At 67.5% G+C, this 26,116-nt stretch carries 22 protein-coding genes; 13 read left to right on the forward strand and 9 right to left on the reverse strand.

Translation table 11 applies throughout. The features are described 5' to 3' along the window. The first annotated feature begins 314 nt into the window (after positions 1–314). The 5 genes from rplS (at position 315) to ACZYZ7_RS01040 (ending at position 3,969) form a co-directional block, all read left to right on the forward strand. Positions 315–656 (forward strand): 50S ribosomal protein L19, encoded by a 342-nt coding sequence (rplS, locus tag ACZYZ7_RS01020; protein WP_029111328.1) that lies wholly within the window; start codon positions 315–317, stop codon positions 654–656. A 67-nt stretch (positions 657–723) separates the two neighbouring features. Next, on the forward strand, positions 724–1,584 hold the full coding sequence (gene lepB, locus ACZYZ7_RS01025; protein WP_450068759.1) for a signal peptidase I: 861 nt from the start codon (positions 724–726) through the stop codon (positions 1,582–1,584). Positions 1,585–1,606: 22 nt separating this feature from the next. Next, positions 1,607–2,392: a ribonuclease HII gene (locus tag ACZYZ7_RS01030; RefSeq protein WP_286175278.1), complete on the forward strand. Its 786-nt coding sequence runs from the start codon at positions 1,607–1,609 to the stop codon at positions 2,390–2,392. After that, complete coding sequence (locus tag ACZYZ7_RS01035; RefSeq protein WP_003881082.1) at positions 2,389–2,694, forward strand: DUF2469 domain-containing protein; 306 nt, start codon at positions 2,389–2,391, stop codon at positions 2,692–2,694. The genes ACZYZ7_RS01030 and ACZYZ7_RS01035 overlap by 4 nt, the downstream gene beginning before the upstream one ends. Before the next feature lie 72 nt (positions 2,695–2,766). Then, entirely contained in the window at positions 2,767–3,969 is a 1,203-nt protein-coding gene (locus tag ACZYZ7_RS01040; protein ID WP_135459962.1) for an amidohydrolase, read from the forward strand. Here ACZYZ7_RS01040 and ACZYZ7_RS01045 read toward each other — a convergent pair. From ACZYZ7_RS01045 to ACZYZ7_RS01060, 4 genes are read right to left on the reverse strand one after another with little or no spacing between them, the layout of a single operon-like run. Further along, positions 3,956–4,660, reverse strand: coding sequence for a dienelactone hydrolase family protein (locus ACZYZ7_RS01045; protein ID WP_450068760.1), 705 nt, complete (start codon positions 4,658–4,660; stop codon positions 3,956–3,958). The genes ACZYZ7_RS01040 and ACZYZ7_RS01045 overlap by 14 nt on opposite strands. A 24-nt stretch (positions 4,661–4,684) precedes the next feature. Then, the gene (locus tag ACZYZ7_RS01050; protein WP_463740046.1) at positions 4,685–6,139 is read right to left on the reverse strand and encodes a protein adenylyltransferase SelO; all 1,455 of its coding nucleotides are present in this window, start codon (positions 6,137–6,139) and stop codon (positions 4,685–4,687) included. Between the two features lie 19 nt (positions 6,140–6,158). Next, positions 6,159–6,545 carry a DUF2237 family protein gene (locus ACZYZ7_RS01055; protein ID WP_450068762.1) on the reverse strand — a complete coding sequence of 129 codons (387 nt, stop codon included), beginning with the start codon at positions 6,543–6,545 and terminating at the stop codon, positions 6,159–6,161. Between the two features lie 33 nt (positions 6,546–6,578). Beyond that, complete coding sequence (locus ACZYZ7_RS01060; protein ID WP_463740047.1) at positions 6,579–7,319, reverse strand: IclR family transcriptional regulator; 741 nt, start codon at positions 7,317–7,319, stop codon at positions 6,579–6,581. 135 nt (positions 7,320–7,454) lie between these two features. Between ACZYZ7_RS01060 and ACZYZ7_RS01065 the strand changes: the two genes are divergently transcribed. Beyond that, positions 7,455–8,807 (forward strand): SLC13 family permease, encoded by a 1,353-nt coding sequence (locus ACZYZ7_RS01065; protein WP_463740048.1) that lies wholly within the window; start codon positions 7,455–7,457, stop codon positions 8,805–8,807. Between the two features lie 36 nt (positions 8,808–8,843). Beyond that, positions 8,844–10,256 (forward strand): acyl-CoA synthetase, encoded by a 1,413-nt coding sequence (locus tag ACZYZ7_RS01070; protein ID WP_463740049.1) that lies wholly within the window; start codon positions 8,844–8,846, stop codon positions 10,254–10,256. A 5-nt stretch (positions 10,257–10,261) separates the two neighbouring features. Here the strand turns inward: ACZYZ7_RS01070 and ACZYZ7_RS01075 are convergent, their stop codons facing one another. Continuing rightward, a complete protein-coding gene (locus ACZYZ7_RS01075; RefSeq protein WP_450068765.1) occupies positions 10,262–11,866 on the reverse strand; it encodes a PucR family transcriptional regulator in 1,605 nt (534 codons plus the stop codon). 113 nt (positions 11,867–11,979) lie between these two features. Between ACZYZ7_RS01075 and ACZYZ7_RS01080 the strand changes: the two genes are divergently transcribed. The 6 genes from ACZYZ7_RS01080 (at position 11,980) to ACZYZ7_RS01105 (ending at position 19,990) form a co-directional block, all read left to right on the forward strand. Continuing rightward, the gene (locus ACZYZ7_RS01080; protein WP_135453632.1) at positions 11,980–13,473 is read left to right on the forward strand and encodes a CoA-acylating methylmalonate-semialdehyde dehydrogenase; all 1,494 of its coding nucleotides are present in this window, start codon (positions 11,980–11,982) and stop codon (positions 13,471–13,473) included. A gap of 13 nt (positions 13,474–13,486) precedes the next feature. Next, complete coding sequence (locus ACZYZ7_RS01085) at positions 13,487–14,872, forward strand: aspartate aminotransferase family protein (RefSeq protein ID WP_450068766.1); 1,386 nt, start codon at positions 13,487–13,489, stop codon at positions 14,870–14,872. 144 nt (positions 14,873–15,016) lie between these two features. After that, the gene (locus ACZYZ7_RS01090; protein WP_135453634.1) at positions 15,017–15,790 is read left to right on the forward strand and encodes an HAD-IIA family hydrolase; all 774 of its coding nucleotides are present in this window, start codon (positions 15,017–15,019) and stop codon (positions 15,788–15,790) included. A 1-nt stretch (position 15,791) separates the two neighbouring features. Beyond that, complete coding sequence (locus tag ACZYZ7_RS01095) at positions 15,792–17,939, forward strand: thiamine pyrophosphate-dependent enzyme (protein ID WP_450068767.1); 2,148 nt, start codon at positions 15,792–15,794, stop codon at positions 17,937–17,939. A 12-nt stretch (positions 17,940–17,951) separates the two neighbouring features. Continuing rightward, positions 17,952–19,181 carry a CoA transferase gene (locus tag ACZYZ7_RS01100; RefSeq protein WP_450068768.1) on the forward strand — a complete coding sequence of 410 codons (1,230 nt, stop codon included), beginning with the start codon at positions 17,952–17,954 and terminating at the stop codon, positions 19,179–19,181. Beyond that, positions 19,178–19,990, forward strand: coding sequence for an acyl-CoA thioesterase (locus ACZYZ7_RS01105; RefSeq protein WP_463740050.1), 813 nt, complete (start codon positions 19,178–19,180; stop codon positions 19,988–19,990). Before ACZYZ7_RS01100 ends, ACZYZ7_RS01105 begins: the two co-directional genes overlap by 4 nt. Here ACZYZ7_RS01105 and ACZYZ7_RS01110 read toward each other — a convergent pair. From ACZYZ7_RS01110 to ACZYZ7_RS01125, 4 genes are read right to left on the reverse strand one after another with little or no spacing between them, the layout of a single operon-like run. Further along, the gene (locus ACZYZ7_RS01110) at positions 19,874–22,435 is read right to left on the reverse strand and encodes an AMP-binding protein (RefSeq protein WP_463740051.1); all 2,562 of its coding nucleotides are present in this window, start codon (positions 22,433–22,435) and stop codon (positions 19,874–19,876) included. The two genes, ACZYZ7_RS01105 and ACZYZ7_RS01110, sit on opposite strands and share 117 nt — an antisense overlap. Further along, the gene (locus ACZYZ7_RS01115) at positions 22,432–23,490 is read right to left on the reverse strand and encodes an ABC transporter ATP-binding protein (RefSeq protein WP_463740052.1); all 1,059 of its coding nucleotides are present in this window, start codon (positions 23,488–23,490) and stop codon (positions 22,432–22,434) included. The genes ACZYZ7_RS01110 and ACZYZ7_RS01115 overlap by 4 nt, the downstream gene beginning before the upstream one ends. Then, on the reverse strand, positions 23,487–25,061 hold the full coding sequence (locus ACZYZ7_RS01120; protein ID WP_463740053.1) for an ABC transporter permease: 1,575 nt from the start codon (positions 25,059–25,061) through the stop codon (positions 23,487–23,489). Before ACZYZ7_RS01120 ends, ACZYZ7_RS01115 begins: the two co-directional genes overlap by 4 nt. Beyond that, positions 25,062–26,078, reverse strand: a complete 1,017-nt coding sequence (locus tag ACZYZ7_RS01125) for an iron ABC transporter substrate-binding protein (RefSeq protein ID WP_463740054.1) — start codon at positions 26,076–26,078, stop codon at positions 25,062–25,064. Between the last annotated feature and the right edge of the window lie 38 nt (positions 26,079–26,116).

Consider the following 26,116-nt stretch of genomic DNA (forward strand, 5'->3'; position numbering starts at 1 on the left):
AACCGTCAACAAAATCCGATGGGCTCTGCAGGACCGGCACATCGGTGGGTGAAGCCTAACCGTTCGCCTCGTGGCTCGCGTGCGTAGTCGTGCTCGAAGTATGCTGCCGGAGTCGGTGCTGATGGGGGGCTGCGACTCGCCGGATTTCACGGTATGGGGACCCATCTGGCACAATTGAGCAGTTGTCTGCGCAGGACTGGGCCGGCTTGTCCGCGTTCCGCTGCGAGATACACCCCGATACACCCGAAAATAGCTTCGGCTGCGCGCCATGTGCACGCTCGTCCGGAGCCGCGAACAACAAGGAAGTGTCACCGATGAACACGCTGGACTTCGTCGATCAGGCGTCGCTGCGCGACGACATCCCGACCTTCAGCCCCGGCGACACCGTCAACGTGCATGTGAAGGTGATCGAGGGCTCGAAGGAGCGCATCCAGGTCTTCAAGGGTGTCGTGATCCGTCGCCAGGGCGGCGGTATCCGCGAGACCTTCACCGTGCGGAAGGAGAGCTACGGCGTCGGCGTCGAGCGGACCTTCCCGGTGCATTCGCCCAACATCGATCACCTCGATGTCGTGACCCGCGGTGACGTGCGTCGCGCCAAGCTCTACTACCTGCGCGAACTGCGTGGCAAGAAGGCGAAGATCAAGGAAAAGCGCTGAGCGCGCTGCTCCGCCTGACGAAGCTCTCGTCGCGGGACCGGTCACGACGCTCGCTACTGTGGTGCCTGTGACCGGACCCACCGACTCTGCCGATGCGCGCGCGGGGGACGACCTCGAAACCGACTCGGATCCAGATTCCGTTTCAGATTCGGCGGAGTCCGCTGCCGGCGAAACGCCGGACGAGTCACCCAAGCCCAAGCATTCCACGGCGCGCGAGGTTGCCATTCTGGCCACCATCGCCTTGGTGCTTTATTACGTCACGCTGACGTTCATTGCGCGGCCCTATCTGATTCCTTCGGAATCCATGGAGCCGACGCTGCACGGCTGCGCCGGCTGCGTGGGTGACCGCATCATGGTCGATAAGGTCACCTACCGGTTCTCGAAGCCGGAGCCCGGTGATGTGGTGGTCTTCAAGGGGCCGCCGTCGTGGAACATCGGCTACAAGTCGATCCGTTCGGACAACACCGCCATCCGCTGGGTGCAGAATGCCCTCTCGTTTGTGGGGTTTGTGCCGCCGGACGAGAACGACCTGGTCAAGCGGGTGATCGCGGTCGGCGGTCAGACAGTGCAGTGCCGTGCCGACACCGGGCTGACAGTCGACGGCAAGCGGCTGAACGAGCCCTACCTGGATCCGGCCACCATGATGGCCGACCCGAGCATCTATCCGTGTCTGGGCAATGAGTTCGGTCCGGTCACCGTCCCGCCTGATCGGCTGTGGGTGATGGGTGACAATCGGACCCACTCGGCCGACTCACGGGTGCACTGCAGCAATTTGCCCGCCGACGCACGGGAAGGTCTGTTGTGCACGGGCGATCCGATGGCCGGCACCGTTCCGGTGGAGAATGTAATCGGAAAGGCACGGTTCATCGCCTGGCCGCCATCGCGCTGGGGCGGTATCACTGGCGGGGACCCGCAGACCGACTCCTAGGAGCTGCCCTGTGCCTCCAGCGGTGAAAGCGTCGTGGCCGCCTCGGACGGTGATCCGGCGGTCATCCGGTCTGCGCACCCTGGAATCCGCGTTGTATCGCAACGGTCTCGGCCCGGTCGCCGGGGTGGACGAGGTGGGCCGCGGGGCCTGCGCGGGACCGTTGGTCGTGGCGGCCTGCGTACTGGGTCCCAACCGGATGGACAGCCTGGCCTCTCTCGACGATTCCAAGAAGCTGGGTGAGCGGGAGCGGGAGCGGTTGTTTCCCCTGATCCGCCGGTATGCGCTGGCGTATCACGTGGTGTTCATCCCGTCGGATGAGGTGGACCGCCTCGGTGTTCACGTGGCCAATATCGAGGGCATGCGGCGTGCCGTGGCGGGGTTGTCGCTGCGGCCCGGGTACGTGCTGTCCGACGGGTTCCGGGTTCCGGGACTGGCGGTGCCTTCCTTACCGGTGATCGGGGGAGACGCCGCGGCCGCCTGCATCGCCGCGGCCAGCGTGCTGGCAAAGGTCAGCCGGGATCGGTTGATGGTCGAGATGGAGCAGCACCATCCCGGCTACGGGTTCGCCGAGCACAAGGGGTACAGCACTGCGGCGCACTCCGCGGCGTTGACGGAGTTGGGGCCGTGTGCGGAGCACCGCTACTCGTATGTGAACGTGCGGCGGGCCGCAGAGATCACCGGCGTGCGGCGGGCCGCCGAGATGGCGGACGTGCGGCGGGATATGGCACCAATGCGGCATGCTGAAGCGGCGTACGCAAAGATGGTCGACAGGGCATCAGCACAACCAGAAGGACAGCACACCAGATGAGCGCCGAGGATCTCGAGAAGTATGAAACCGAGATGGAGCTCTCGCTTTACCGCGAATACAAGGACATCGTCGGGCAGTTCAGCTACGTCGTCGAGACGGAGCGCCGGTTCTACCTGGCCAACAGTGTGGAGCTGATTCCGCGTAACTCCGAGGGCGAAGTCTATTTCGAGTTGAGGCTCGCCGACGCCTGGGTGTGGGACATGTACCGCCCGGCCCGGTTCGTCAAACAGGTGCGGGTCATCACGTTCAAGGACGTGAACATCGAAGAGGTCGAAAAGCCCGAGTTGCGGTTGCCGGAGTAACAGCGGTCAGGGGGCGAGGCGATGGCGACGGTCGGTACCGGACCTGACGATGTTCGCCGCCGCGCCGAGGCCGTGCTGGCGCACCTGCCTGAGGTGCGCGCATGGCAGGAGCCGCTCTACCGGGACCTGCATCAGCATCCCGAACTCTCACATCAGGAACGGCGTACCGCGGGTGTCGTGGCTGCGCGCCTGCGGGAGTCTGGGTTGGCCGTCCATGAAGGTGTCGGGGGAACCGGTGTGGTCGGGGTGCTGGGTAACGGCGACGGTCCCCGGGTGCTGTTGCGTGCGGACATGGATGCGCTGCCGGTGACCGAGGCGACGGGTCTGCCGTATGCGAGTGACGAGCCCGGCGTGATGCATGCCTGTGGCCATGACGTACACGTCACGTGTCTACTGGGCGCGGCCGAATTGTTCGCCCGGGCGACGGATCACTGGCGCGGCACCATGATTGCGGTTTTCCAGCCGGCCGAGGAGGTCGGCGACGGGGCGCGCGGGATGGCCGATGACGGCCTGGCCGATCTCGTCGGCCCGGTCGATGTGGCGTTGGCCCAGCACGTGTTTCCGGCCCCGGCCGGGCAGCTGCGTACCCGCAGCGGTCCGGTGTTGTCTGCGGCCGACAGCCTGCGCATCACGGTCTACGGCCGTGGTGGGCACGGTTCGATGCCCCAGACCACGGTGGATCCGGTGGTGCTGGCGTCGATGATCGTCATCCGCTTGCAGACGATCGTGTCGCGCGAGGTCGATCCGAGCCAGACCGTCGTGCTGACCGTCGGCAGCATTCAGTCGGGGATCAAGAGCAACGTCATCGGCGACCATGCGGTGCTCGAACTCAACCTGCGCACCTTCGACGAATCGGTGCGCACCGCGGTACTCGCGGCGATCCGGCGCGTGGTCATCGCCGAGTGCCGGGCATCCGACTCGCCCCGCGAGCCCGAAATCGAGTTGTACGAGAGTTTTCCGCTGACCGTCAACGACGGTGCGGTGACGGCGCGCGTCGAGGCCGCGTTCGGCGAGTACTTCGGCGACCGGGTGCAGTCCATGCCGGCCGGGTCGGCCAGTGAGGACTTCGGTGACATCCCGGCTGCCCTCGGCGCGCCCTACACCTATTGGGGCTTCGGCGGCGTCGACGAGCAGGCCTTCCGTGCGGCGGTGGCCGCTGATCGTGTGGGCGCCGATATTCCGATGAACCATTCACCGCGGTTCGCCCCGGTGCTCCAGCCGACGTTGGACACCGGAACAGAGGCGCTGGTGGTGGCCGGGCTCAGTTGGCTTTAGCCGTCAGGTGCTCGTCGAAGAACGCGAACACCCGCGACCAGGCGTCGGCGGTGGCGGCCTCGTTGTAGCCGAAGCCGGCGATGCGCAGAAAGGCCTGCCCGGGCAGTTGATTGGCGAAGCTGTGCCCGGCTTCGGGGTAGACCTTGATGTCGGCCGGGATGTTCTTGTCGCCGACGATGCGCTGTAACCGGTCTGCGGCACCGATGCCCATCGGGTCGCGGCGGCCGAAGCTGGCCACCACCGGGCACGAGGCGTCCAACGTCTGGTCGAGCCGCTTGGGCAGCGGGGTCCCATAGAACGGCGCTGAGGCGCCAAATCCTTTGGGGCCCATGATCAGCGCGAACTGGCCGCCCATGCAGAACCCCGCGATGCCGATGATCCCGTTGCATTGCGGGTGCGCGCGCAGATGGTCGCGGGCGGCCAGGATGTCGTCGAGCGCCCGGCCGCGCTGGGTCAGCAGTTCACGGAACACCCGGGTGATGCAGCGGGCCCGGCCGCCACGGGAGTAGAGATTCGGCGTGAGCGCGAGATAGCCGGCGCCCGCAACGCGTTCCGAGATCGCCTCGTTGTCCGGTCCATAGCCGATCGCGTCATGGATGATCACCACCCCGGGCCGCGGTCCTTCGCCGCCGGGGAGGCTGAGCAGAGCGTCGATCGGGCCGGCCGGGGTGTCCATCGTGATCGTCGTCACCCGACCCACGGTAGCGCCTGGTCCTCAGGTTCCGCAGAACGTGCGGTAGGCGCCGAAGTCGGCAGGCGCCGGAGCGGCATACCGTTCGAGCCCGGGGCGGTCGTCGTAAGGCGCCGCGAGGGCGGTCATGAGGTGCTCGACGGGTTCCATGTCGCCGTTCATCGCCGCGTTCAGTGCTTCCTCGACGAGGTGATTGCGCGGGATGTAGACGGGATTGACCCGGTCCATCGCGGCGGTGTCGGGGCCAAGGGCGCGCCACCGCGCCAGCCATTCGTCGAATCCGGCGGCGATCGTGCCTTCTCCGCGCGGGGCACGGCCGAGGTCACGAAAGAACGACGTGTAGTCAGTTCGGTTCTGTTGCAACAGCACAATCAGGTCGTGGATCAGGGTGCGTGCCACCTCGCCGTCGACATCGGCGGACAGTCCGAGCTTGGCGCGCATGCCGGCCGACCACGCCGCGTCGAATTGGGGGCCGAAGCCGTGCAGCGCTTGGGTGGCGATCTCGACGGCGTGCTCGCCGTCGTCGTCGAGCAGGGGGAGCAGGGTTTCGGCGAAACGGGCCAGGTTCCACGCGGCCACTGTCGGCTGGTTGCCGTAGGCGTACCGGCCGCCATGGTCGATCGAGCTGAATACCGTTGCGGGATCATAGGTTTCCATGAACGCGCACGGCCCGTAGTCGATGGTCTCGCCCGAGATGGTCATGTTGTCGGTGTTCATCACACCGTGCACGAACCCGACCAGCATCCACCGCGCCAGCAGTGAGGCCTGCGCCGAGATGACCGCCTCATACAGTGCCAGGTACGGGTTGGTGGCGTCGGCCGCTCCGGGATGGTGGCGGGCGATGGCGTGGTCGGCCAGCCGGCGCAGCAACCCGATGTCTCCGACGGCCTGCGCATGCGCGACGGCGTACTGGAAACTGCCGACCCGTAGATGGCTGCCGGCGACCCTGGCCAGCACCGCCCCGGGCACCAGGGTTTCGCGGCGGACGTCGCGACCGGTGGCGACGACAGCCAGTGCCCGCGTCGTGGGAATGCCCATGGCATGCATGGCCTCGCTCACGATGTACTCGCGCAGCATCGGCCCTACGACGGCCAGGCCGTCGCCGCCGCGGGCGAAAGGCGTGCGTCCCGATCCTTTGAGATGCAGGTCACGGGGACGGTCATCGGCATCGACGAATTCGCCGAGCAGCAGCGCACGGCCATCGCCCAGGCGAGGGACGTACCCGCCGAACTGGTGCCCGGCGTAGGCCTGCGCGACCGGGGTGGCGCCGTCGGGCACGACGGTGCCCGACAGCAGGCCGAGCCCGTCGGGGCTGCGCAGCCAGGAGACGTCGAGGCCGAGCTCGTCCGCCAGTGGCTCGTTGAGCACGAGTAGTCGTAGAGCCGGGGCCGCCTCGGCCCGCCATGCGACCGCCATCTCGGGCAGGGCGCGGGCGAAGCGGTTGTCCAGAACAACGGTCGGCTCGGATGCGACGCTCACGCCTTGAGCCTACGGAGCCTCAGAGGCTGCCCAGGTCGTCGGGCACATCGACGGCGTACTGCTGAAGGACGTCGAGGGGCACGAGTTCGAGGGTGCGTTCATGGGTGGCCGCCAGCACCACCGGGGCCGCCTTGCCGTCATTGTGTGCGCGCAGCCAGTTGACGGCGGTGACACACCAGCGGTCCCCGGGCGTCAGGCCGGGAAACCGGTACTGCGGGGCCGGTGTCGACAGGTCGTTGCCGATGGACTGCTGGTGTTCGAGGAACTCGGCGGTCACCACCGCACAGATGGTGTGCCGGCCCGCATCGGCGTCGCCGGTCGAGCAGCACCCGTCGCGGTAGAAGCCGGTGAGCGGGTCGGTGCCGCACTCCGCCAGCGGGCCACCCAGCACGTTGCGATCAGCCATCTCGGTATCGCCTCTCCAGAGTTCTGCGCGAGTTCACAGTGCCGCGGAGATTCGGTGCGCGGTCTCGCGCACCGCACTTCCGAACCTGGCGAACTTGTCGGCCGTAATCCTGCTGCTCGGTCCCGATATCGAGACCGAGCCGATGGGTTCGCGCTGTGCGTTGACGATACTGGCGCCGAGTGCGGTGATGCCGGCGTTCAGGCCCTGCTCGTTCACCGAGTATCCCCGCGTCCGCACCAATTCGATGGTCTCGCGCAACCGGTCCGGATCGGTGATCGTGTGTTCGGTCTGCGGCGCGAGGTGGTGCGAAAGGTACTGCGCAACGTAATCGTCGGTGCTGGCAGCGAGAAACGCGATCCCGGTTGCGGAGGCGTGCAACGGAATTCGCGATCCCAACGGCATGAAGGCGCGCAGCGGATGTGGGGTGTCCAAGCGCTCGATGAGCACCAACTCCGGCCCGTCGGGTGCGGCCAGGTGAATAGTCTCAGTGGTATCGAGCTGCAGCTCGTTGAGGAACGGGAGCGCGGTTTCGCGCATCAGCTGATGATCGCCGGCCCGGCTGCCGACGGAAAACGCCCGGTACGTCAGGTTCCATCGGGTGGGTTGCGCGGACGTCGGTCGCAGCCAGCCGATCTCGTGCAGCGTGAGCAAACACCTCTGCACCGTGCTCTTGGGTAGGCCGACCGCGCGCGTGAGCTCGGACAGGCCCACCGGTTGCAGCCTTGCGACGGATTCCAACACCTGAAACGCGGACACCACGCTGTTCGTCGACACGCGCCCTCCTCGGCGACCCACATTGACCCGTGGCGCAGATGTGAGCTAGCTTACCCGCACCGGTTCATACAGTAGACCACTGTGCCACACAGTGGACCAATTGGGAAGCGGGTCCAACGTTTCGAAAGGCGAGGAATGACAATTCAGCTGCTGGCGCTGGCGATCTTTGTCGGCGTCTTCGCGGTTTCGGCATGGCGCAACGCCCACCTGGGCGTGTTGATGTTCGCCGCGGCATGCGGGGTGGGGCTCGGGTTGGCGGGCATGCCGATCGACGACATCGTCGACGGCTTCCCGATCGACATCCTGGTGCTGCTGGTCGGGGTGACGTACTTCTTCGGGATCGCTCACGCCAACGGCACCATCGACCGGATCATCGAGGTCACCCTGGCCAAGGTCGGGCATCGGACAGTGCTGCTGCCATTGGTGTTCTTCCTGCTGACCGCGGCAATCTCGGCGATGGGCTCCCCGCTGGGTGGGTTGGTGATGGCGCCGATCGGCATGATGGTGGCAGACAAGCGCGCGATCGATCCGATGCTGATGGCATTGTCGATCGGCACCGGCCTGAGCGCCGGGGCGTTCGCGCCCACCAGCCTGTTCGGCATCGTCACCTACGGCACCGCACATCAGGCCGGCATCGACCTCAACCCGTTCGTGCTGTTCTTCGTGGCGCTCATGGTCAACCTGGCGCTGCTGACGGCCGCGTACGTCCTGTTCGGCGGACTCAAGCTGCTGCGCCGAAATGTGGCAGCAGCTCCGGCGGTATCCCTGTCGGTGGATGACCGACTGGTCGCCGTCGGCGGCGGTGCGCGGGGTGTCCCGCTGGGCGCCGCGTCGAGCCCGGACCTGCCATCCGGTCCGGAACGAAACCCTTTCACCCGCAATCAGATCGCCACCGTGATGGCCATGGTCGGCTTGATCGGTGCGGTCATCGGAATGTCGCTGGCAGGCATGGATCCCGATATCGGCGTCTTGGCCTTCGCGCTCGGCGCGGTGCTCACCCTCACGGACCCGCGATCGGGAAACAAGGCGATTCCCCGTATCGACTGGTCGACAGTTCTGCTGGTGGGCGGCATCATCACGTTCGTCGGCGTGCTCGACAAGCTGGGGGCGGTCGATCTGCTCGGTGAGTTCGCCGGCCACATCGGTGTTCCGCTGCTGGCCGCACTGTTCATATGCCTTGTGGCAGGTCTTGTTTCGGCGTTCGCCTCGACCACCGGCATGCTGGCGGCTCTGGTTCCGCTCGCGTTGCCTCTGGTGGCCGCCGGCGGCATCCCCGGCTGGGCGTTGATGTGTGCGCTCGGTGTGTGCGCGTCGATCGTCGACGTCTCGCCTTTCTCCACGGTGGGCGCGACGTTGGTCGCCACCACCGTCGACGAAGCGCAACGACCCCGGATGACCAGGCTGCTGATGCGCTGGGGGTTGTCGATGGTGGTGATCGGCCCGGTTCTGCTCGTCGGGACCCTCGTCCTCCCGGGCACGGTGTTCTGAGTGTCAGCCACCAGCAATGAAAGGACCTGTCCGCCCATGCTTTTGACGTCTCTTGACCCTGCCGGGAGCGACTCAGTCGACACCGCCGCCGCGATCTCGGTCGGTGCCCGGAGTATGTCGCGGGCGCAGCTGTTCGATGCTGCCTGCGCGCTTGCCGGCGCATTGCCCGACGGGGGACCGGTCGCGGTGTGTGCCCAACCGACGCTGGAGACGGTCGTCGCTGTGGTCGGCTGCCTGTTGGCCGGCGTCCCAGTAGTTCCGATTCCACCCGACTCCGGCTCTGCTGAGCTGCGGCACATGCTCACCGACGCCCGCGTCACGTGCTGGGCGGGACCGCCGCATCGGGACTCGGAACTTCCCGTGATAGCGGCAACCGTCCAGGGCCGTGGGAGTGGCGAATTGCCAGACGCACCGTCACCCGACGCGGTCGCGATGATTCTGTACACGTCGGGGACCACCGGTGCACCCAAGGGGGTCAACCTCAGTCATCGGGCGTTGGCGGCCGGCATCGACGCCGTGGCCGACGCCTGGCAATGGACCCGCGACGACACGGTGGTGCACGGTCTGCCGTTGTTCCACCTGCACGGACTGATGCTCGGTGTGCTCGCCTCGCTGCGCATCGGCTCCCAGGTGGTCCATACCGTCAAACCGCGACCGGAGCGCTATGCCGCCGCGGCCGGCACGATGTACTTCGGCGTGCCCACGGTGTGGTCGCGCATCGCCGCCGACGAAGCATCGGCGCGGGCGCTACGTGGTGCCCGCCTGCTGGTATCGGGTAGCGCGCCGTTGGTGACCCCGGTTTTCCACCGCATCACCGAGCTGACCGGTTGCACGCCGATCGAGCGTTACGGGATGAGCGAGACCATGATCACCTTGTCCACCCGCGCGGACGGGGAACGCCGGCCCGGCTCGGTCGGTCAACCCGTCCTCGGCGTCGATACCCGGCTGCGCACCGAAGACGGTCAGGTTGTTCCCGACGACGGCAGCAGCATCGGACGGCTCCAGGTGCGCGGCCCGATGCTGTTCGACGGCTACCTCAACCGGCCCGAAGCCACCGCGGACGCCTGGACCGACGACGGCTGGTTCATCACCGGAGACGTCGCCACCCGCGACACGGACGGGTTCCACCGAATCGTCGGGCGGGAATCGGTGGATCTGATCAAGTCGGGCGGATACCGAATCGGCGCCGGCGAGGTCGAAACCGCACTGCTCGCCCATCCGTCGGTGCGTGAGGCAGCCGTTGTCGGGCGTGCTGACCCCGACTTGGGACAGCGGGTCGTGGCATACGTGGTGACCGATGACGGGAACCGGCCTCAGCTCGCCGACGGTCTCATCGAATTCGTGGCCCAGACCCTGTCGCAGCACAAGCGGCCGCGTGAAGTCGTCTTCGTCGGCGAGCTGCCCAGAAACGCCATGGGCAAGGTGCAGAAGAAGCTCCTGATCGACTGAGCGGATCAGGGTGTCGGCTGCGGACTGGCGCTGCCCTGCGCGTCGAGCACGAGCAGCGCCACGTGCAGTGAGGTCATCGATTCACCGTCATCGAGGTTGACGCCGAGGCGGCGTTCGATCGAGGCCAGCCGGTTGTAGAGCGCGGGACGGCTCATGTGCAGGCGTTTGGCCAGTGCGGACTTGTTGGCTGCCAGTTCCAGGTAACCCCGCAGCACCTCCATGTCGTCACTGCCCCGCTCGGCGTCGTGGATCAACAGGGCCTTGAGTTCGGTCTCGGCGAACATCTGGACCCGGGGATCATCGAGCAGCAGGGTGATCAGTCCACGCAGGCGGACGTCGGAGGCGCGTACGAACGGGCGTGGCAGGTCCGACATCGACGCCGCGACCTCGGCGACGTGGGTTGCCTCGCGCAGGCCGTGTACGGCATCGGCGAACGCACCGGCGTTGCCGCCGACGGCGATGATGACCTTGTCGGCGTCGCCGCCGCGGGCGACCGCCTCGCGCCAGCCCTCGGCCAGGCGGCTGAGTGTGGCATCGGCGCTCACCCCACGTCGCGGGTTGAGAGCAAGCACCAGGCCGATCTCACCGTCGCGCCGGATGGAGCAGATCGCGCTGTGCCCTTGGGATTTCACGCCGTGGGTGACCGCGTCGAGGATGCGGAGGTTGCGGCGTTGGGTGCCGACGGGGTCGAGCCGGTCCGCCGGCGCGCCCACCCGGACGGTGGTCGGCAGGTAGGGCCCCGAGGCGCGCAGGCCGAGGCCCAGGGCGCGGGCGTCGGCCTCACGGTCGTCGGCGATCCGCCCGCCAAGGACGTCGTCGATCAACCCGCTCTGGGCCTGATGCTCGAGGCCGGTCCGTCCGCGTTCGGCCATCCGGTGCAGGGCCAGTGCCTGTGCGGCCCGTTCCAGGACCATCTTGGTCTTGGCCGGGGCGGCAGGGGCGTGCGGCACGATGAGCCGGCCCCACTCCTCGGTGCGAGGTCCGACGGCGGTGGTCGCCCAGGGTTCGGTCATCGCCCGGGATCTGCGCTGCCAGTCGGTGAGCACGGTGGTGGCCGGCTCATGGCGGGGGGAGATCGCCAGTACCTGGCGGGACAAGTCCTCCAACACCACCGATTCGTCGATCATCTCGGCCGTCGCCCGCACGATGTCCGCCATCGACGGGCGTTTCATGCTGAGCTCGGTGAACGTCTGGTGGGTGCGGTGGGCGAACTCGAGCTCCTCGTACTGGTCGGCGACGATGAGCCGGTGCACCGCCTCGGTCACCTCGACGAACTTGGTCTGCTGGTGCAGCACCACCAGCGCCAGGCCGAGGGTCTGTGCCATTTCGCCGACGCTGGTGGGCAGCGATTCGATACGGGTGCCCAGTTCGACGACGACGCCGACGACGCCGGCCCGCTGCATCCGTCGCAGGTAGTCGCGCGGCGCATCGCGCAGTGCCGCGCCGGTGGTCAGCACCAGCTCGCCGCCCTGCAGCAGCCCGGCCAGGTCGGGCATATCGCTCACGTGAACCCAGCGCACCGGGCGGTCCAGTTGTTGTGCGCTGAGGACCTCGGGCTCGCCGGCCTGCACCACCGGGAGTCCCACGATGTCGCGCACGGTTGGGATCATTTTACAAAGTGTAATGAACTAATCGGCCAGACTTACAAGATGATGGCTTCGACGGAGCCGATGGTGACCCAGAGTAATACCTGTACTTACCGCCACAGGAAGGGTCGGAATCCATGAGCAATGTCATCCAGCACTGGCGCGACGGCAAGGTATTTGCCGGCGCTTCGGCGGCCACGGCCCCGGTTACCAATCCGGCGACAGGCGAGGTCACCGGCGAGGTCGCGCTGGCCAGCGTGGATGACGCGCGTGCGGTGATCGATGCCGCGGTTGCGGCGTTCCCGGCCTGGCGTGACGCGTCGCTGACCAAGCGCACCTCGGTGCTGTTCGCGTTCCGCGAGCTGCTCAACGCCCGCAAGGAAGAACTCGCCGCGATCATCACCAGCGAGCACGGCAAGGTGCTCTCCGATGCGCTCGGCGAGGTGAGCCGCGGTCTGGAGGTCGTCGAGTTCGCTTGCGGTATCCCGAATCTGCTCAAGGGCGGGTTCACCGAGAACGCCTCGACCAACGTCGACGTGCATTCCGTGCTGCAGCCGCTGGGCCCGGTCGGCATCATCTCGCCGTTCAACTTCCCGGCCATGGTGCCGATGTGGTTCTTCCCGATCGCCATCGCTGCGGGCAACACCGTGGTGCTCAAGCCCTCGGAGAAGGATCCCAGCGCCGCGCTGTGGATGGCCCGGTTGTGGGCCGAGGCCGGCCTGCCCGAGGGCGTGTTCAACGTGCTGCAGGGCGACAAGACCGCGGTCGACGAGCTGCTGACCAACCCCAAGATCAAGGCGATCTCCTTCGTTGGGTCCACCCCGATCGCCCAGTACGTCTACGCCACCGCCACCGCGGCCGGCAAGCGCGTACAGGCCCTGGGCGGGGCCAAGAACCACGCGGTGATCCTGCCCGACGCCGATCTGGACCTGGCCGCCGACGCCATGGTCAACGCGGGCTTCGGTTCTGCCGGTGAGCGCTGCATGGCCATCTCGGCCGCCGTCGCCGTCGGCCCGATCGCCGACGAGCTGGTCGCCAAGATCGCCGAGCGCGCCAGCACCATCAAAACCGGTGACGGAACCAAGGATTCGGACATGGGTCCGCTGGTCACCAAGGTTCACCGGGACAAGGTGGCCTCCTACATCGACGCCGGCGAGGCCGACGGTGCCAAGGTCGTGGTTGACGGCCGCACCGTGATCGCCAACGGCGGGGCCGACGGATTCTGGTTGGGCCCGACCCTGCTGGACAACGTCACCCCCGAGATGAGCGTCTACACCGACGAGATCTTCGGCCCGGTGCTGTCGGTGCTGCGGGTGGAGACCTACGACGAGGCTCTTGCGTTGATCAACAACAACCCCTACGGCAACGGCACCGCGATCTTCACCAACGACGGCGGCGCCGCACGGCGCTTCCAGAACGAGGTCGAGGTGGGCATGGTCGGCATCAACGTGCCGATCCCGGTTCCGATGTCCTACTACAGCTTTGGCGGCTGGAAGGCTTCGCTGTTCGGTGACAGCCACGCACACGGCGCCGAAGGCGTGCACTTCTTCACTCGCACCAAGGCCATCACCACCCGCTGGCTTGACCCCAGCCACGGTGGCATCAACCTCGGCTTCCCCGAGAACAAGTGAGAGAATTTCAGCCATGACTGTGACTCAAGAGTCCGCCGTGCTGCCCAACGGGTTGACCGTGGAGGCGGCGAAGGCCGAGGCCGCGCGGGCCTATGAACTCGACCGCGCACACGTGTTCCACTCCTGGTCGGCGCAGGAGGAGATCTCGCCGATGACGATCACCGCCGCGCAGGGCTCCTACGTGTGGGACGGTGACGGCAACCGCTTGCTGGACTTCTCCTGCCAGTTGGTCAACACCAACATCGGCCACCAGCACCCGAAAGTTGTTGCCGCCATTGCCGAGCAGGCCGCCAAGCTGTGCACGGTGGCCCCGCAGTACGCCAATGCGGCCCGCTCGGAGGCGGCCCGGCTGATCGCCGAGCGCACCCCCGGCGATCTGAACAAGGTGTTCTTCACCAACGGCGGCGCCGACGCGGTCGAGCATGCGGTGCGCATGGCCCGTCTGCACACCGGCCGCTACAAGGTGCTGTCGCGGTACCGCGCCTACCACGGCGGCACCGACACCGCGATCAACCTGACCGGTGATCCGCGGCGCTGGCCCAACGACCGCGGCAACGCCGGCGTCGTGCACTTCAACGGGCCGTTCCTGTATCGCTCGTCGTTCTACGCCGAGACCGAGGAACAGGAATCCCAGCGCGCGCTGGAGTACCTCGACAAGCTGATCCAGATGGAGGGCCCGTCCACCATCGCCGCGATCATCCTGGAGTCGATCCCGGGTACTGCCGGCATCATGGTGCCCCCGCCCGGATACATGGCCGGGGTGCGCGAGATCTGCGATCGCTACGGCATCGTGTTCATCGCCGATGAGGTGATGGCGGGATTCGGCCGCAGCGGAAAGTGGTTCTCCATCGACCACTTCGACGTGGTGCCCGATCTGCTCACCTTCGCCAAGGGCGTGAACTCCGGTTACGTGCCGCTCGGTGGTGTGGCGATCAGCCCGGCCATCTACGAGACGTTCGCGCATCGTTCCTACCCGGGTGGGCTGACCTACTCCGGTCATCCGCTGGCCACCGCGGCCGCCGTGGCGACCATCAACGCGATGGCCGACGAGGGCATGGTCGAGAACGCGGCCAAGATCGGTGCCGAGGTGCTGGCGCCGGGCCTGGCCGAGCTGGCCGCCAAGCACCGCAGCGTCGGCGAGGTGCGCGGCGCCGGTGTGTTCTGGGCCGTCGAACTGGTCGCGGATCAGCAGACCCGGGAGCCGTTGGCGCCCTACGGTGGCTCCAGCCCGGCGATGAACGCCGTGATCGGCGCGTGCAAGGCCAACGGCCTGCTGCCGTTCGCCAACTTCAACCGCGTCCACGTGGTGCCGCCGTGCAACGTCTCGGAGCAGGAGGCGCGCGAGGGTCTGGCGATCCTGGACAAGGCGCTCGACGTCGCCGATCAGCACACGAACTGATCTCTGGGGCTGCCCTTCACTGAGACTGCGCTCAGGGACAAGAATCGCGAAAAATCTGTCCCTGAGTGCAGTCTCGGTGTGCGTTTTACACCGCTATTGCCCGGTTGAGCCCTGATCTGTAGCGCGAATTGGGACACTGGACCCGTGCGTTCACCTGCCCAGTGCTGGCTAACCGACATGGACGGCGTCCTGGTGCGCGAAGAATATGCGCTGCCGGGTGCCGCCGAATTCCTGCAGACATTGGCCGACAAGCAGCGGCCGTTTCTGGTGCTGACCAACAACTCGATCTTCACGCCGCGTGATTTGGCCGCCCGTTTGGCGCGCTCGGGCTTGATCGTCCCCGAGGCGTCGATCTGGACGTCGGCCCTGGCGACGGCCGCGTTCCTCGATGATCAGCTGCCGGGCGGCTCGGCCTATGTGATCGGTGAGGCCGGGCTGACCACCGCCCTGCACGAGGCCGGTTACACCCTGACCGACATCGATCCGGACTACGTGGTGTTGGGGGAGACCCGCACGTATTCGTTCGAGGCGATCACCAAAGCCGTCCGGCTGATCCTCGGCGGTGCCCGGTTCATTGCCACGAACCCTGACGTCAGCGGCCCGTCGGCGGAGGGGCCGCTGCCCGCGACCGGGTCGGTGGCCGCGATGATCACCAAGGCCACCGGCCGCGACCCCTACTTCGTCGGCAAGCCCAACCCGATGATGTTCCGCAGCGCGCTCAATCGGATCGAGGCACACTCGGAGAACACCGTGATGGTGGGAGACCGGATGGACACCGATGTGGTGGCCGGGATCGAGGCGGGGCTGGACACCATCTTGGTGCTCACCGGTTCGACGTCGGTCGAGGACATCGAGCGTTATCCGTTCCGGCCCAGCCGGGTGCTGCCGTCGATCGCCGAGGCGATCGAGCTGATCTGAGATGACAATCGAGCCCATCGACTCGTACTTCACCGCGACCGTATCGGCGCTCAGCGCGCCGGGCCCCGGGGGAGTGTCGTCGCTGAACGTGCGGAATCCCTTGGAGCTCTTCGATGCTCAGCTGGGCAGCAGGCACCTGGACCTGGCCGCGCGTTGGCTGCGCTCACAGGGGCAGGGCTTCTACACCATCGGATCCTCCGGGCACGAGGGCAACGCCGCCGTCGCCGCGGCACTGCGCCCCAGCGATCCGGCGCTGCTGCACTACCGGTCGGGCGGCTTCTACCTGGCCCGCGCCGCGCAGGTCGACGGCTCTGATCCACTGCGTGACGTGCTGCTCGGGTTGGTGGCGGCCACCGCCGAACCGATCTCCGGTGGGCGGCACAAGGTGTTCGGCCGTCACGACCTGAACATCATTCCGCAGACCTCCACCATTGCCTCACATCTGCCACGGTCGGTCGGGGTGGCGTTCTCGATCGCCCGCACCCGCAAGCTCGGTGTGACCTGCCCATGGCCGGAGGATGCGGTCACGGTGTGCAGCTTCGGGGACGCCTCGGCCAATCACTCGACGACTGTCGGCGCTGTCAACGCGGCCCTGCACGCCGCTTACCAGGGCCTGCCGATGCCGCTGCTGTTCGTCTGTGAGGACAACGGCATCGGGATCAGCACGCCGACGCCGCGCGGCTGGATCGCCCGCGCCTATGGGGACCGTGCGGGACTGAGGTACTTCGCGGCCGACGGCAGCGACCTTGTCGATGCGTTCGATACCGCACGCGCCGCGGCCGGTTGGGTCCGCCGCGAGCGCAAGCCTGCGTTCCTGCATCTGCGTACGGTGCGATTGATGGGACATGCCGGCACCGACTACGAACAGGCCTACCGGCGGCCCGCCGACATCGTTGCCGACTATGAGCGTGACCCGGTACTCAATACCGCGAGAACACTTGTGGCCCATGGCATCCTGACGCCAGAACAGGTGCTGCGACGCTACGAGGCCAAACGCGCCGAGGTGATCGACCTGGCGGGGGAGCTCTGCCGGTCTGCGCAGCTCGACAGCGCGACGGCGGTGATGCAACCGCTGCGCGAAACGCTCGACGACGCCCGGGCGGTGTCCGTCGCCGCCCCGGGAGAGCCCGGTGGGCCGCCACTGACCCTGGCTCTCGCCATCAACCGGGCCCTCAAGGATGTGCTGGCGCAGCACCCGGAGGCGATCGCGTTCGGTGAGGACATCGCCCGCAAGGGTGGGGTCTACGGGGTGACCCGCGGCCTGCAGGCTGCTGCCGGACCCGCGCGGGTATTCGACACCCTGCTTGACGAACAAACGATTCTCGGCCTGGCCTTGGGAGCGGGTGTCTCGGGCCTGCTGCCGATCCCGGAGATCCAGTACCTGGCCTATCTGCACAACGCCGCCGACCAGATCCGCGGCGAGGGAGCCACGCTGCAGTTCTTCTCCAACCGGCAGTACCGCAACCCGATGGTGGTGCGGATCGCGGGCTACGGCTACCAGAAGGGATTCGGCGGTCATTTCCACAACGACGACTCGATCGCGGCGATCCGCGACATCCCCGGAGTGGTGATCGCCTCGCCGGCCCGGCCCGACGATGCCGCGGCGATGCTGCACACGTGTGTTGCCGCAGCGAAAAGTGCTGGCGTGGTGTGTATTTACCTCGAACCGATCGCGCTGTATCACACCAAGGACCTCTACGAGGACGGCGATCAGCAGTGGCCGGCGCCCTACCCTGGGGAGCCGGTACAAATCGGCCGGGCCCGCACCTACGGCGACGGCACCGATCTGACCATCCTGACGTTCGGGAACGGACTGTGGATGAGCCTTCGGGTGGCCCGTCGGTTGGCCGAGGCCGGCATCGCGGCCCGTGTGGTCGACTTGCGTTGGCTGTCGCCGCTGCCGGTCGAGGACATGCTGCGCGAGGCGGACACGACCGGCCGGGTGCTCATCGTCGATGAGACCCGCCGTACCGGGGGTGTGGGTGAAGGGGTGCTGGCCGAACTGGTCGACCACGGCTTCACCGGCCGGGTGCAGCGGGTGGCCAGTGCCGACAGCTTCATCCCACTGGGCGATGCCGCACTGGAGGTGCTGTTGTCCGAGGACACCATCGAGGGCGCCGCGGTGAAACTGGTCGGTGAACGGGCTTGATAGCTTGACCGAATGGCAGAACCTGTGACGCCGGATCAGACCCGTCCGCTGGCCGGGGTGCGCATCATCGAGATCTCCAGCTTCGTCGCCGTGCCGCTGGCCGGCATGACCCTTGCCCAGTTGGGTGCCGAGGTAGTGCGGGTGGATCCCATCGGGGGAGCTGCCGACTATCACCGCTGGCCGCTCACCGATGGCGGCGACAGCATCTACTGGGCCGGCCTGAACAAGGGCAAGCGCTCGCTGGCCGCCGATATGCGCTCACCTGAGGGACAGCAGCTGGTGCAGCGGCTGATCGCCGAGGCCGGCGTACTCATCACGAATGTGGCTGGACGGCAATGGCATTCGTACGATGTCCTGTCCGCGTTACGCCCCGACCTGATCCACGTCGAGGTGTCGGGGCGCGCCGACGGCGGCACCGGGGTGGATTACACGGTCAACGCCGGGTTGGGCTTCCCGATGGTCACGGGGCCTGCGCAGTTGGCCACCCCGGTCAACCATGTGCTGCCGGCCTGGGATGTGAGCTGCGGGTTGTATGTGGCGCTGGCAGTCAGTGCCGCACTGCGCCACCGCGATTCCACTGGTGCGGGCGCACGGATCAGCATTCCCCTGGAGAACGTCGCACTCGCCACGGCGGGCAATCTCGGATTCCTGACCGAGGTGATGATCAACGGCACCGGCCGCGAACGGCTCGGCAACACCCTGTACGGCACCTACGGGCAGAACTTCACCAGCAGCGACGGCGTCGGCTTCATGCTCGTGGCGCTGACCGGCCGGCATTTCCGCGACCTCACCGAGGTCACCGGGACCACCAAAGCCGTTGCCGCCCTTGCCGAGGCATTCGGGGCCGACTTCAGCGACGAAGGTCAGCGCTACACCCACCGCGACGCCCTGACCGGCCTATTTACTCTCTGGTTCAGCGAGCGCACCGCCGAGGAGATCAGCGCGGCGCTCTCGGGTACCTCGGTGCTGTGGGAGCGGTACCGCAGCTTCGCCGAAGTTGCCGTCAACGAGCGGGTGGTCGCCAACCCGCTGTTCACCCCACTGGAGCAACCCCGCATCGGTACGTACCTGGCACCGGGTCTGCCCGTATCGATCGGTGGGATATACCCGCCCGCGGTCCCCGCGCCCGCACTCGGGGATGACACCACCGCCGTACTGGCCGAACACCTCGGGCTCGGTGCCGACGAGATCGTGGCACTGACCGAATCCGGTACCGTCGCAACGGGTGCCGACGAGCGGTGAGCACCCTGCTGACGCTGTTGGACGTCCGGCCAGATGCTGCCGCCGACGGGGAGGCTTTCACGGGGCAGGCCAGCGGTCCGGCCGGCAAGCGGGCCTACGGCGGTCTGATGGCCGCGCAGAGCCTGGCGGCCGCCTGTCGGACGGTGGGTGATGACCGGGCGCCGACCAACATGCACCTGCAGTTCCTGCGCGGCGGGGACGCCGGAGAAGCCGCCGAGTATCGCGTGCAGCACGTGTACGACGGGCGCACCACCTCGGCCCGGCGCGTCGAATCGTATGAGCACGGCCGCATGCTGACGACGGCGACGGTGTCGTTCGCGACGGCGCTCGCCGGGCCCGAGCACGGGTTGAGTGCGATGCCGCACGATCCTGAGGTGCTGCCGTGTACCGGCCCGCCCGGCCCGGCGCCGTCCCTGCCGCTCGACGAGTTCGACATCCGCATCGCCGACGACGGGGAGGGCGACGAGTTCGTACGCCGGATGTGGTGGCGTGTCACCACCGACCTGCCCGAGGATCCGTTGGTGCACACGCTCATCGCGGTCTACATCACCGACCTGTACGGGATCGATCCGGCATTGGCCGTGCACGGGCACAGCATGCGGTCGCGCAGTCACCGCAGTGGCACGACGGACTCGTCGATCTGGTTTCACCGTCCGGTGCGGGCCGGGGAGTGGAATCTGCTGGAGTCGCGCTCACCGGCTGCCGCGCGGGGCCGCGGCCTGATCACGTCGAGCCTGTTGCGCTCCGACGGTGCAGTCGCCGCCACCCTGGTGCAGGAGGGGCTGGTTGCCGAGCGCGATCCGGCGTGAGTTTCTGCCCGCCAACTGCTTCCGCGTCACGTTCACGAGGTATGTGAGCGCCACGCCCACGATTAGTGCGGCCAGCACCCCGATCACCCGGTGGTCACCGAACAGCGGGTAGATCTGATAGTGGGTGAGGTAGATGTACAGCGACGCCTCGGCCAGCAACCCGCAGCCTGCCGCCACCACGGCGGGACAGCGCACCGCGGGCAGCCAGATCAGCAGCACGAACCCCGCCAGCACCAGGGTTTCTCGGCCACTGTTGCCGAAGTAGCCGTGCAACCCGATCGCGAGCACCACCGTGACGATCATCCGCTGCCAGGTGGCTGTGGCCTTGGCCGCCGCCCATCCGGCCGCGAAGAACCAGAACGCCAGCACCGTGAACCAGGCCTCGCGACCAAACCCGAAACCGGGTAGGTCGTAACGCAATACCAGCCCCACCGCCAGGAACGCCGCGGCGAAGGCGAATGGGCGGCGTCGCTCCAGCCGGTCGGCTCCCGGCAGCGCGCACACCACGGTCAGCGCCACCAGGATCCAGAACAGCACCTCGACGAACCACAACCGCCCGGCGGTCATGCTGTCGTGTGGCCCGAGGAACTTGTTGGCCAGCAACAGGTTCGACGCGTGGTAGTCGTCGGTGAGGATCAGCGCGACGGCGACCCACACGATCGAGGGCGCCGCGATCCAGGCGATCGTGTTGCGCAGGTGACGCAACCGGGTCGACCGTGGCACCGGTGTCAGGCAGAACCGGCCGAAGTTGTAGCCGGCCACCCCCAGCAGAATGTGCGCACCGCCCCACAGCGCGAACAACTCGGCGTGCGAGCCGACGATGAGAACGATGGCCGCAGCCCGTAGGGCGACGCTGGTTTCCACGGTCGCCCATCGGCGCAGACGCGGTGGGCCGCTGCGCTCCAGTTCCCGCAGCGGAATCCGGTGCCAGTCCTTCGGCAACCCTCCCAGGGCGCGTTCCAGCCGAACCGACATCGTCACATAGGACAGTGAGTTACCGCCGAGGTCGACGAAGCTGGCGTTGCGGTCGATGGATTCGGCAGGGATGTGCAGAACCGCGGCGAACAGTCTCCGCAGATCCGTGGCCTCGGCGACGGGTGGCCCGGCGGCCAACGTGCGCACCGCGGCGTAATCGGGCTTGCCCGAGACCAACCGGGGCAGCTCGGCGACGAGCGCAGCGCGCACCGCTCCGGCCGGCACACCCGCCAGGGTGGCGGTCAACTGCTGAACGTCGTAGGCGGTGGCCGTACCGGTGCCGACGGCTGCCACCGCGAGAGTCTCGCCCTCTTCCGTGCACAACGCCGTCACTCCGTGCTCGGCCAGGGTGGTTTGCAGACGGTCCAGGTCGATGCGCAGTCCGAACAGTTTCACGAACCGGCTACTGCGGCCGATGATCTCATAGTGGCCGTCAGGTGTGCACCGCGCGATGTCGCCGGTGCGCAGCTCTTCGACGGTGGCGCCCAGGGCCAGATCCTCGGGCCGCTGCGCGTACCCGAGCATCACATTGGTGCCGCGGTAGACCAGTTCGCCGGTACCGTCTGGCCATGCGGCGCCGGGGCGGATGGACAGGCTGCCGCCGGGGATCGCACGGCCGATGGATTCAGGATGTGACAGGGCCAATTCCGGTGGCAGATAGGCCATCCGGGCGGTCGCCTCGGTGGCCCCGTACATCACGAACAGCTGCCAGCCGCGGCGGCGTCCCAGCGCTGCGTAACGACGCACCCGATCGGGTGCCATCTGTCCGCCCGCCTGGGTGATGTACCGCAGGTGGGGTAGGTCCATGCTGTCGAAGCCGATCCGGTCGAGCAGCTCGAACGTGTGGGGCACCCCCGCGAAGGTGGTGGCACGGTGGCGGGTGAACTGGTCCCAGAACTCGTCGTCGACCACCGAGCGATCCGTGAGGATCAGGCCCGCACCGCGCAGCAGATGGCTGTTGACCACCGAAAGGCCGTAACAGTAGGACAGCGGCAATGTGGTTGCGGCCCGGTCAGTTTCACTGATGTCGAGGTACTCGGCGATGGCGGCGGCATTGCCGCCCAGGTTGGTGTGGGACAGTCGGACCAGCTTCGGTGACCCGGTGCTGCCCGAAGTCGACATCAGCAGCGCAAGGTCGTCGTGCAGCCGGTGTGTGCTGTGGGTGCGCCGGTGGTGGATGCCCCCGGCGTCGATCACGGTGTCGGGGGAGTAGGTCCGCAGGATCTCGCGGTGATCGCCGCCGGTGGGTACCGGCAGGGCTACGTGGCCGCCGGCGAGTGCGCCCAGGTAGTGCACGAGGGTGGGCAGGTCGTTGCGTGCTTCGAGTAGCACAAGCCGACGTTCGCGGCCCAGCGCCGCCGAGGCCTGCGACACCAGATCGGCAAGAGTCGCGTAGTCGACCTGTTGGGTCTCGGTCACCACCGCGATCCGGTCACCGTGGGCCGCCAACGCCCCGACGATGTGCCTCAAGGCAACGCCGTCCCCGTGCCCCGCACGTCGATACGGACCTTGGTGTCACGTGCCGGCGGATTCAGGCTGTGCTGACGCACGACGATGGACTCACCGGCTGCCGGGGGCTCGATGGTGAGCAGCACGTCGTGGCCGAGGAACTCGGTGGCCACCACCGTCCCCACGGTGGCTGCCGCTTCGAGATCATCCGCGCTGTCCGAGATCGCGGTGGCGACAAGCTGTTCGGGTCGCAGCACCACCGTGCACGGACCGTCGGCGGCGCCGGGTTGAACCGGGATGCGGCCCAGCTCGCTGTCGGCCCACCCTGAGGTGACGGTGCCGGGCACCGTGATGCAATCCCCGAGGAACTCGGCGGTGAACCGGTCGGCGGGTTGGCGGTACACCTGCTCGGGGGTTCCGACCTGAGTGAACCTGCCCTCACGCATCACCGCGACCTGATCCGAGATCGAGAGCGCCTCCTCCTGGTCGTGCGTCACGATCAGGGTGGTCACCCCGGTGTCGGACAGCGCCCGGGCCACCGACTTGCGGGTGGCCGCGCGCAGCCCGGTGTCCAGGGCGCTGAACGGTTCGTCTAGCAGCATCACCACCGGCCGGCGGGCCAGGGCCCGAGCCAGTGCGACGCGCTGCTGCTGACCGCCGGAGAGCTGGTGCGGCCGGCGTTGCGCGAACGAGGAATCCAGGGACACGGTAGCCAGCAACTCGTTGACCCTGGCCCGGGCCGCGGCACCGCGCTCGGGTAGGCCGTAGGCCACGTTCTGGGCCACCGTCAGGTGCGGGAACAGCGCGCCGTCCTGCGCCACGTAGCCGACGTCGCGGCGGTGGGGAGCGACAGTACTTGTGGGGCTTGTCATCTGGCGCCCACCGATGGTCACGGTGCCCGCGTCGGGGGATTCGAAGCCGGCGATCACCCGCAGCAGCGTGGTCTTGCCGCAGCCGGACGACCCGACTACCGCGGTGATGGTCCCCGGCGTCAGGGTCAGGTCGATGCCGTCGAGCACGACGGTGCCGTTGAAGGACTTGTGGAGTCCACGTACCTGCAGAACGTCCTCGGTCACAGGGCGGCCACCTTCGTCGACTGGCGCAACAACATCAGGGTCACTGGGATCGACAAGGCGATCAGCATCAGGGCGTAGGGCGCCGCTGCGGCGTAGTCCAGTTCGCTGCTCAACGACCAGAACCGCATCGCCAGGGTGCGGGTGCCGGTGGGCGCGAGCAGCAGCGTCGCCGTCAATTCCGTTGCCACCGCGACGAATACCAGCGAGGCGCCGGCAGCCGCGGCCGGGGCGGTCAGCCGAAGCGTGATACGCACGAACGTGCGCGCAGACGAGGCTCCGAGTGAGCGCGAGGCCTCTTCCACCGACGGCGGCACCTGCGCCAGGCCCGAGCGCAGGCTGACCAGGGCGCGCGGCAGGAACAGCAGCACGTAGGCGCAGATCACCAGAGCCGCAGTCTGATAGAGCGGGGGAGCGTAGTGGATCGCCACGGTGACCAGGGCGAGTGCGGTGACGATGCCGGGCATCGAGCTGGTGATGAAATTGGCGCCCTCGATCGAGCGGGCCAGCAGGCCGCTGTAGCGGACGGCGACCCAGGCGAACGGGAAGGCCAGCACCGTGGTCAGGACCGCGGCAGCAGCGGCCAGCGCGGCCGTCTGGGCCAGCGCGGTGCCGATCGGTGCGGGTTCCCACACCTGCGCGCCGCCGATCCACAGCCACCGTGTCAGCGTCCACAGCGGCACTCCCAAGGCCAGTGCGGCCAGGGTCAGTAGCCCGGTGGTGGCCGGCAACATGGTGCGGCCCAGGCGCATCGGTGTGCTGGAGCGTTGCGCTCCGGAACCGATCCGCGCGAAGCGCGCGTTGCCGCGGGCCGCCGCCTCGGTGACCAACAGCAGCAGGCACAACAGCACAAGGACGGCGGCCAACGTGGCGCCGGCGGCGCCGTCGAAGGTGGCCTGGAACTGTTCGAAGATCGCGGTGGTGAAGGTCGAGAAGCGGATCATCGCGAACGCGCCGTATTCGGACAGTAGGTGAACACCGATCAGCAGGGCGCCGCCCAGGATCGCCAGGCGTAGCTGGGGCAGTACCACCCGAAAGAACACCCCGGACGATCCGGAGCCCAGCGCCCGGGCCGATTCCTCCAGTGCCGGATCGATGCGGCGCAGTGTGGCCGCGGCCGGCACGTAGACGAACGGGAAGTACGACAGCGTCGCGATCAGGATGCCTGCCGGCATTCCGTGCAACGTCGGCAATACGCTGACCCAGGCGTAGCTGTTGACGAACGCCGGTACTGCCAGCGGCGCGACGAACACCGGCCGCCACCACGTGCGCCCCGGCAGGTCGGTGCGCTCAACCAGCCACGCCGCGCCGACTCCGAGCACCACGCACACCGGCACGGTGATCAGCACCAGGCCCGCGGTGTTCAGCAGGAGCTCCCCGACGCGGGGCCGCACCACGAGCTCGATCACGCGGCTCGGACCGGTGGTGATCACCGACCACGCGACGTAGCCCAGCGGGATGAAGGTGGCCGCCAGCAACAGCGCCACGGCGGTGCCCAGTACCGGCCCCGGCCGTGCGCCTGCGGAGCGCTGCAGCGTCGCCGGCGGCGTTGACGGGGGCTCTGTCGCGACCAATTAGAGCAGGCCAGCCTTCGTCATCAGATCGGTGACCTTGGCGGCATCGAGATTGGACGGGTTGACCGCGGGCGCCTGCAACGTGTCCAACGGAGGCAGGGCCGGGTTGGCCGCGACGCCGCTGGCGACCGGGTATTCGAACGAGGTGCCCTTCTGTAGCACCTCCTGACCGGACTTGCCGGTGACGAACCGGAGGAACTGCTGGGCCTGATCCTGCTTCTTGCTGGATTTCAATACGCCGCCGCCGGACAGGCTGACGAAGGCCCCGGGATCCTGGTTCTTGAAGTAATGCAATGCGGTGTTGCCGCTGATCTCCTTGGTCTTGGCCTGATCGCGGAACCAGTAGTAGTGGTAGATGATTCCGCCGTCCACCTGGCCGTCGTTGACGGCGCGCAGCGTGGCGATGTTGTCCTGGAGCACAACGGCATTGGTCTTCAAACCGGCCAGCCACTGCGCGGTGGCCGGCTCGCCCTTCAGGTCGAGGATGGCCGCGACGATCGCCTGGAAGTCCGCCTTGGCCGGCGGTGCACCCCAACGGCCCTTCCACTGTGGCTGCTGCAGATCCATGATCGAGTGGGGCAGCTGGTCGGCCGGGAGCTTGGACTTGTTGTAGACGAAGACCGTCGAGCGGGCCGCCACGCCGGTCCACTTGCCCGACGACGGCCGGAACTGGTCCGGGACCTGATCGAGGGTCTGCTGCTGGACGTCGGCGAACAGCCCGGCCTTCTCGACAGCCGCCATCGCCGGGGAGTTCTCGGTGAGGAACACGTCGGCGGGTGAGGCATTGCCCTCGGCCACCAGCTGGTTGCCGAGCTCGGTGTCACCGCCCTGCCGGTAGGTGACCTTGATCCCGGTCTCCTTGGTGAACGCGTCGATCCATTCCTTGGTGAGGGACTCGTGCTGGGCGTTGTAGATCAGCAGCTCGTCAGACTCCGAACTGGAACACGCGACCATGCCGGCCGCGACCGCGACGGTCGACAGGACAACAGCAACCCGGCGGGTCCAACGTGTGCGCATCAAGTGAATCCTCTCGGTATTAGCTGAGCATCACCTAA

The organism is Mycobacterium sp. IDUB_17 (assembly GCF_055419465.1).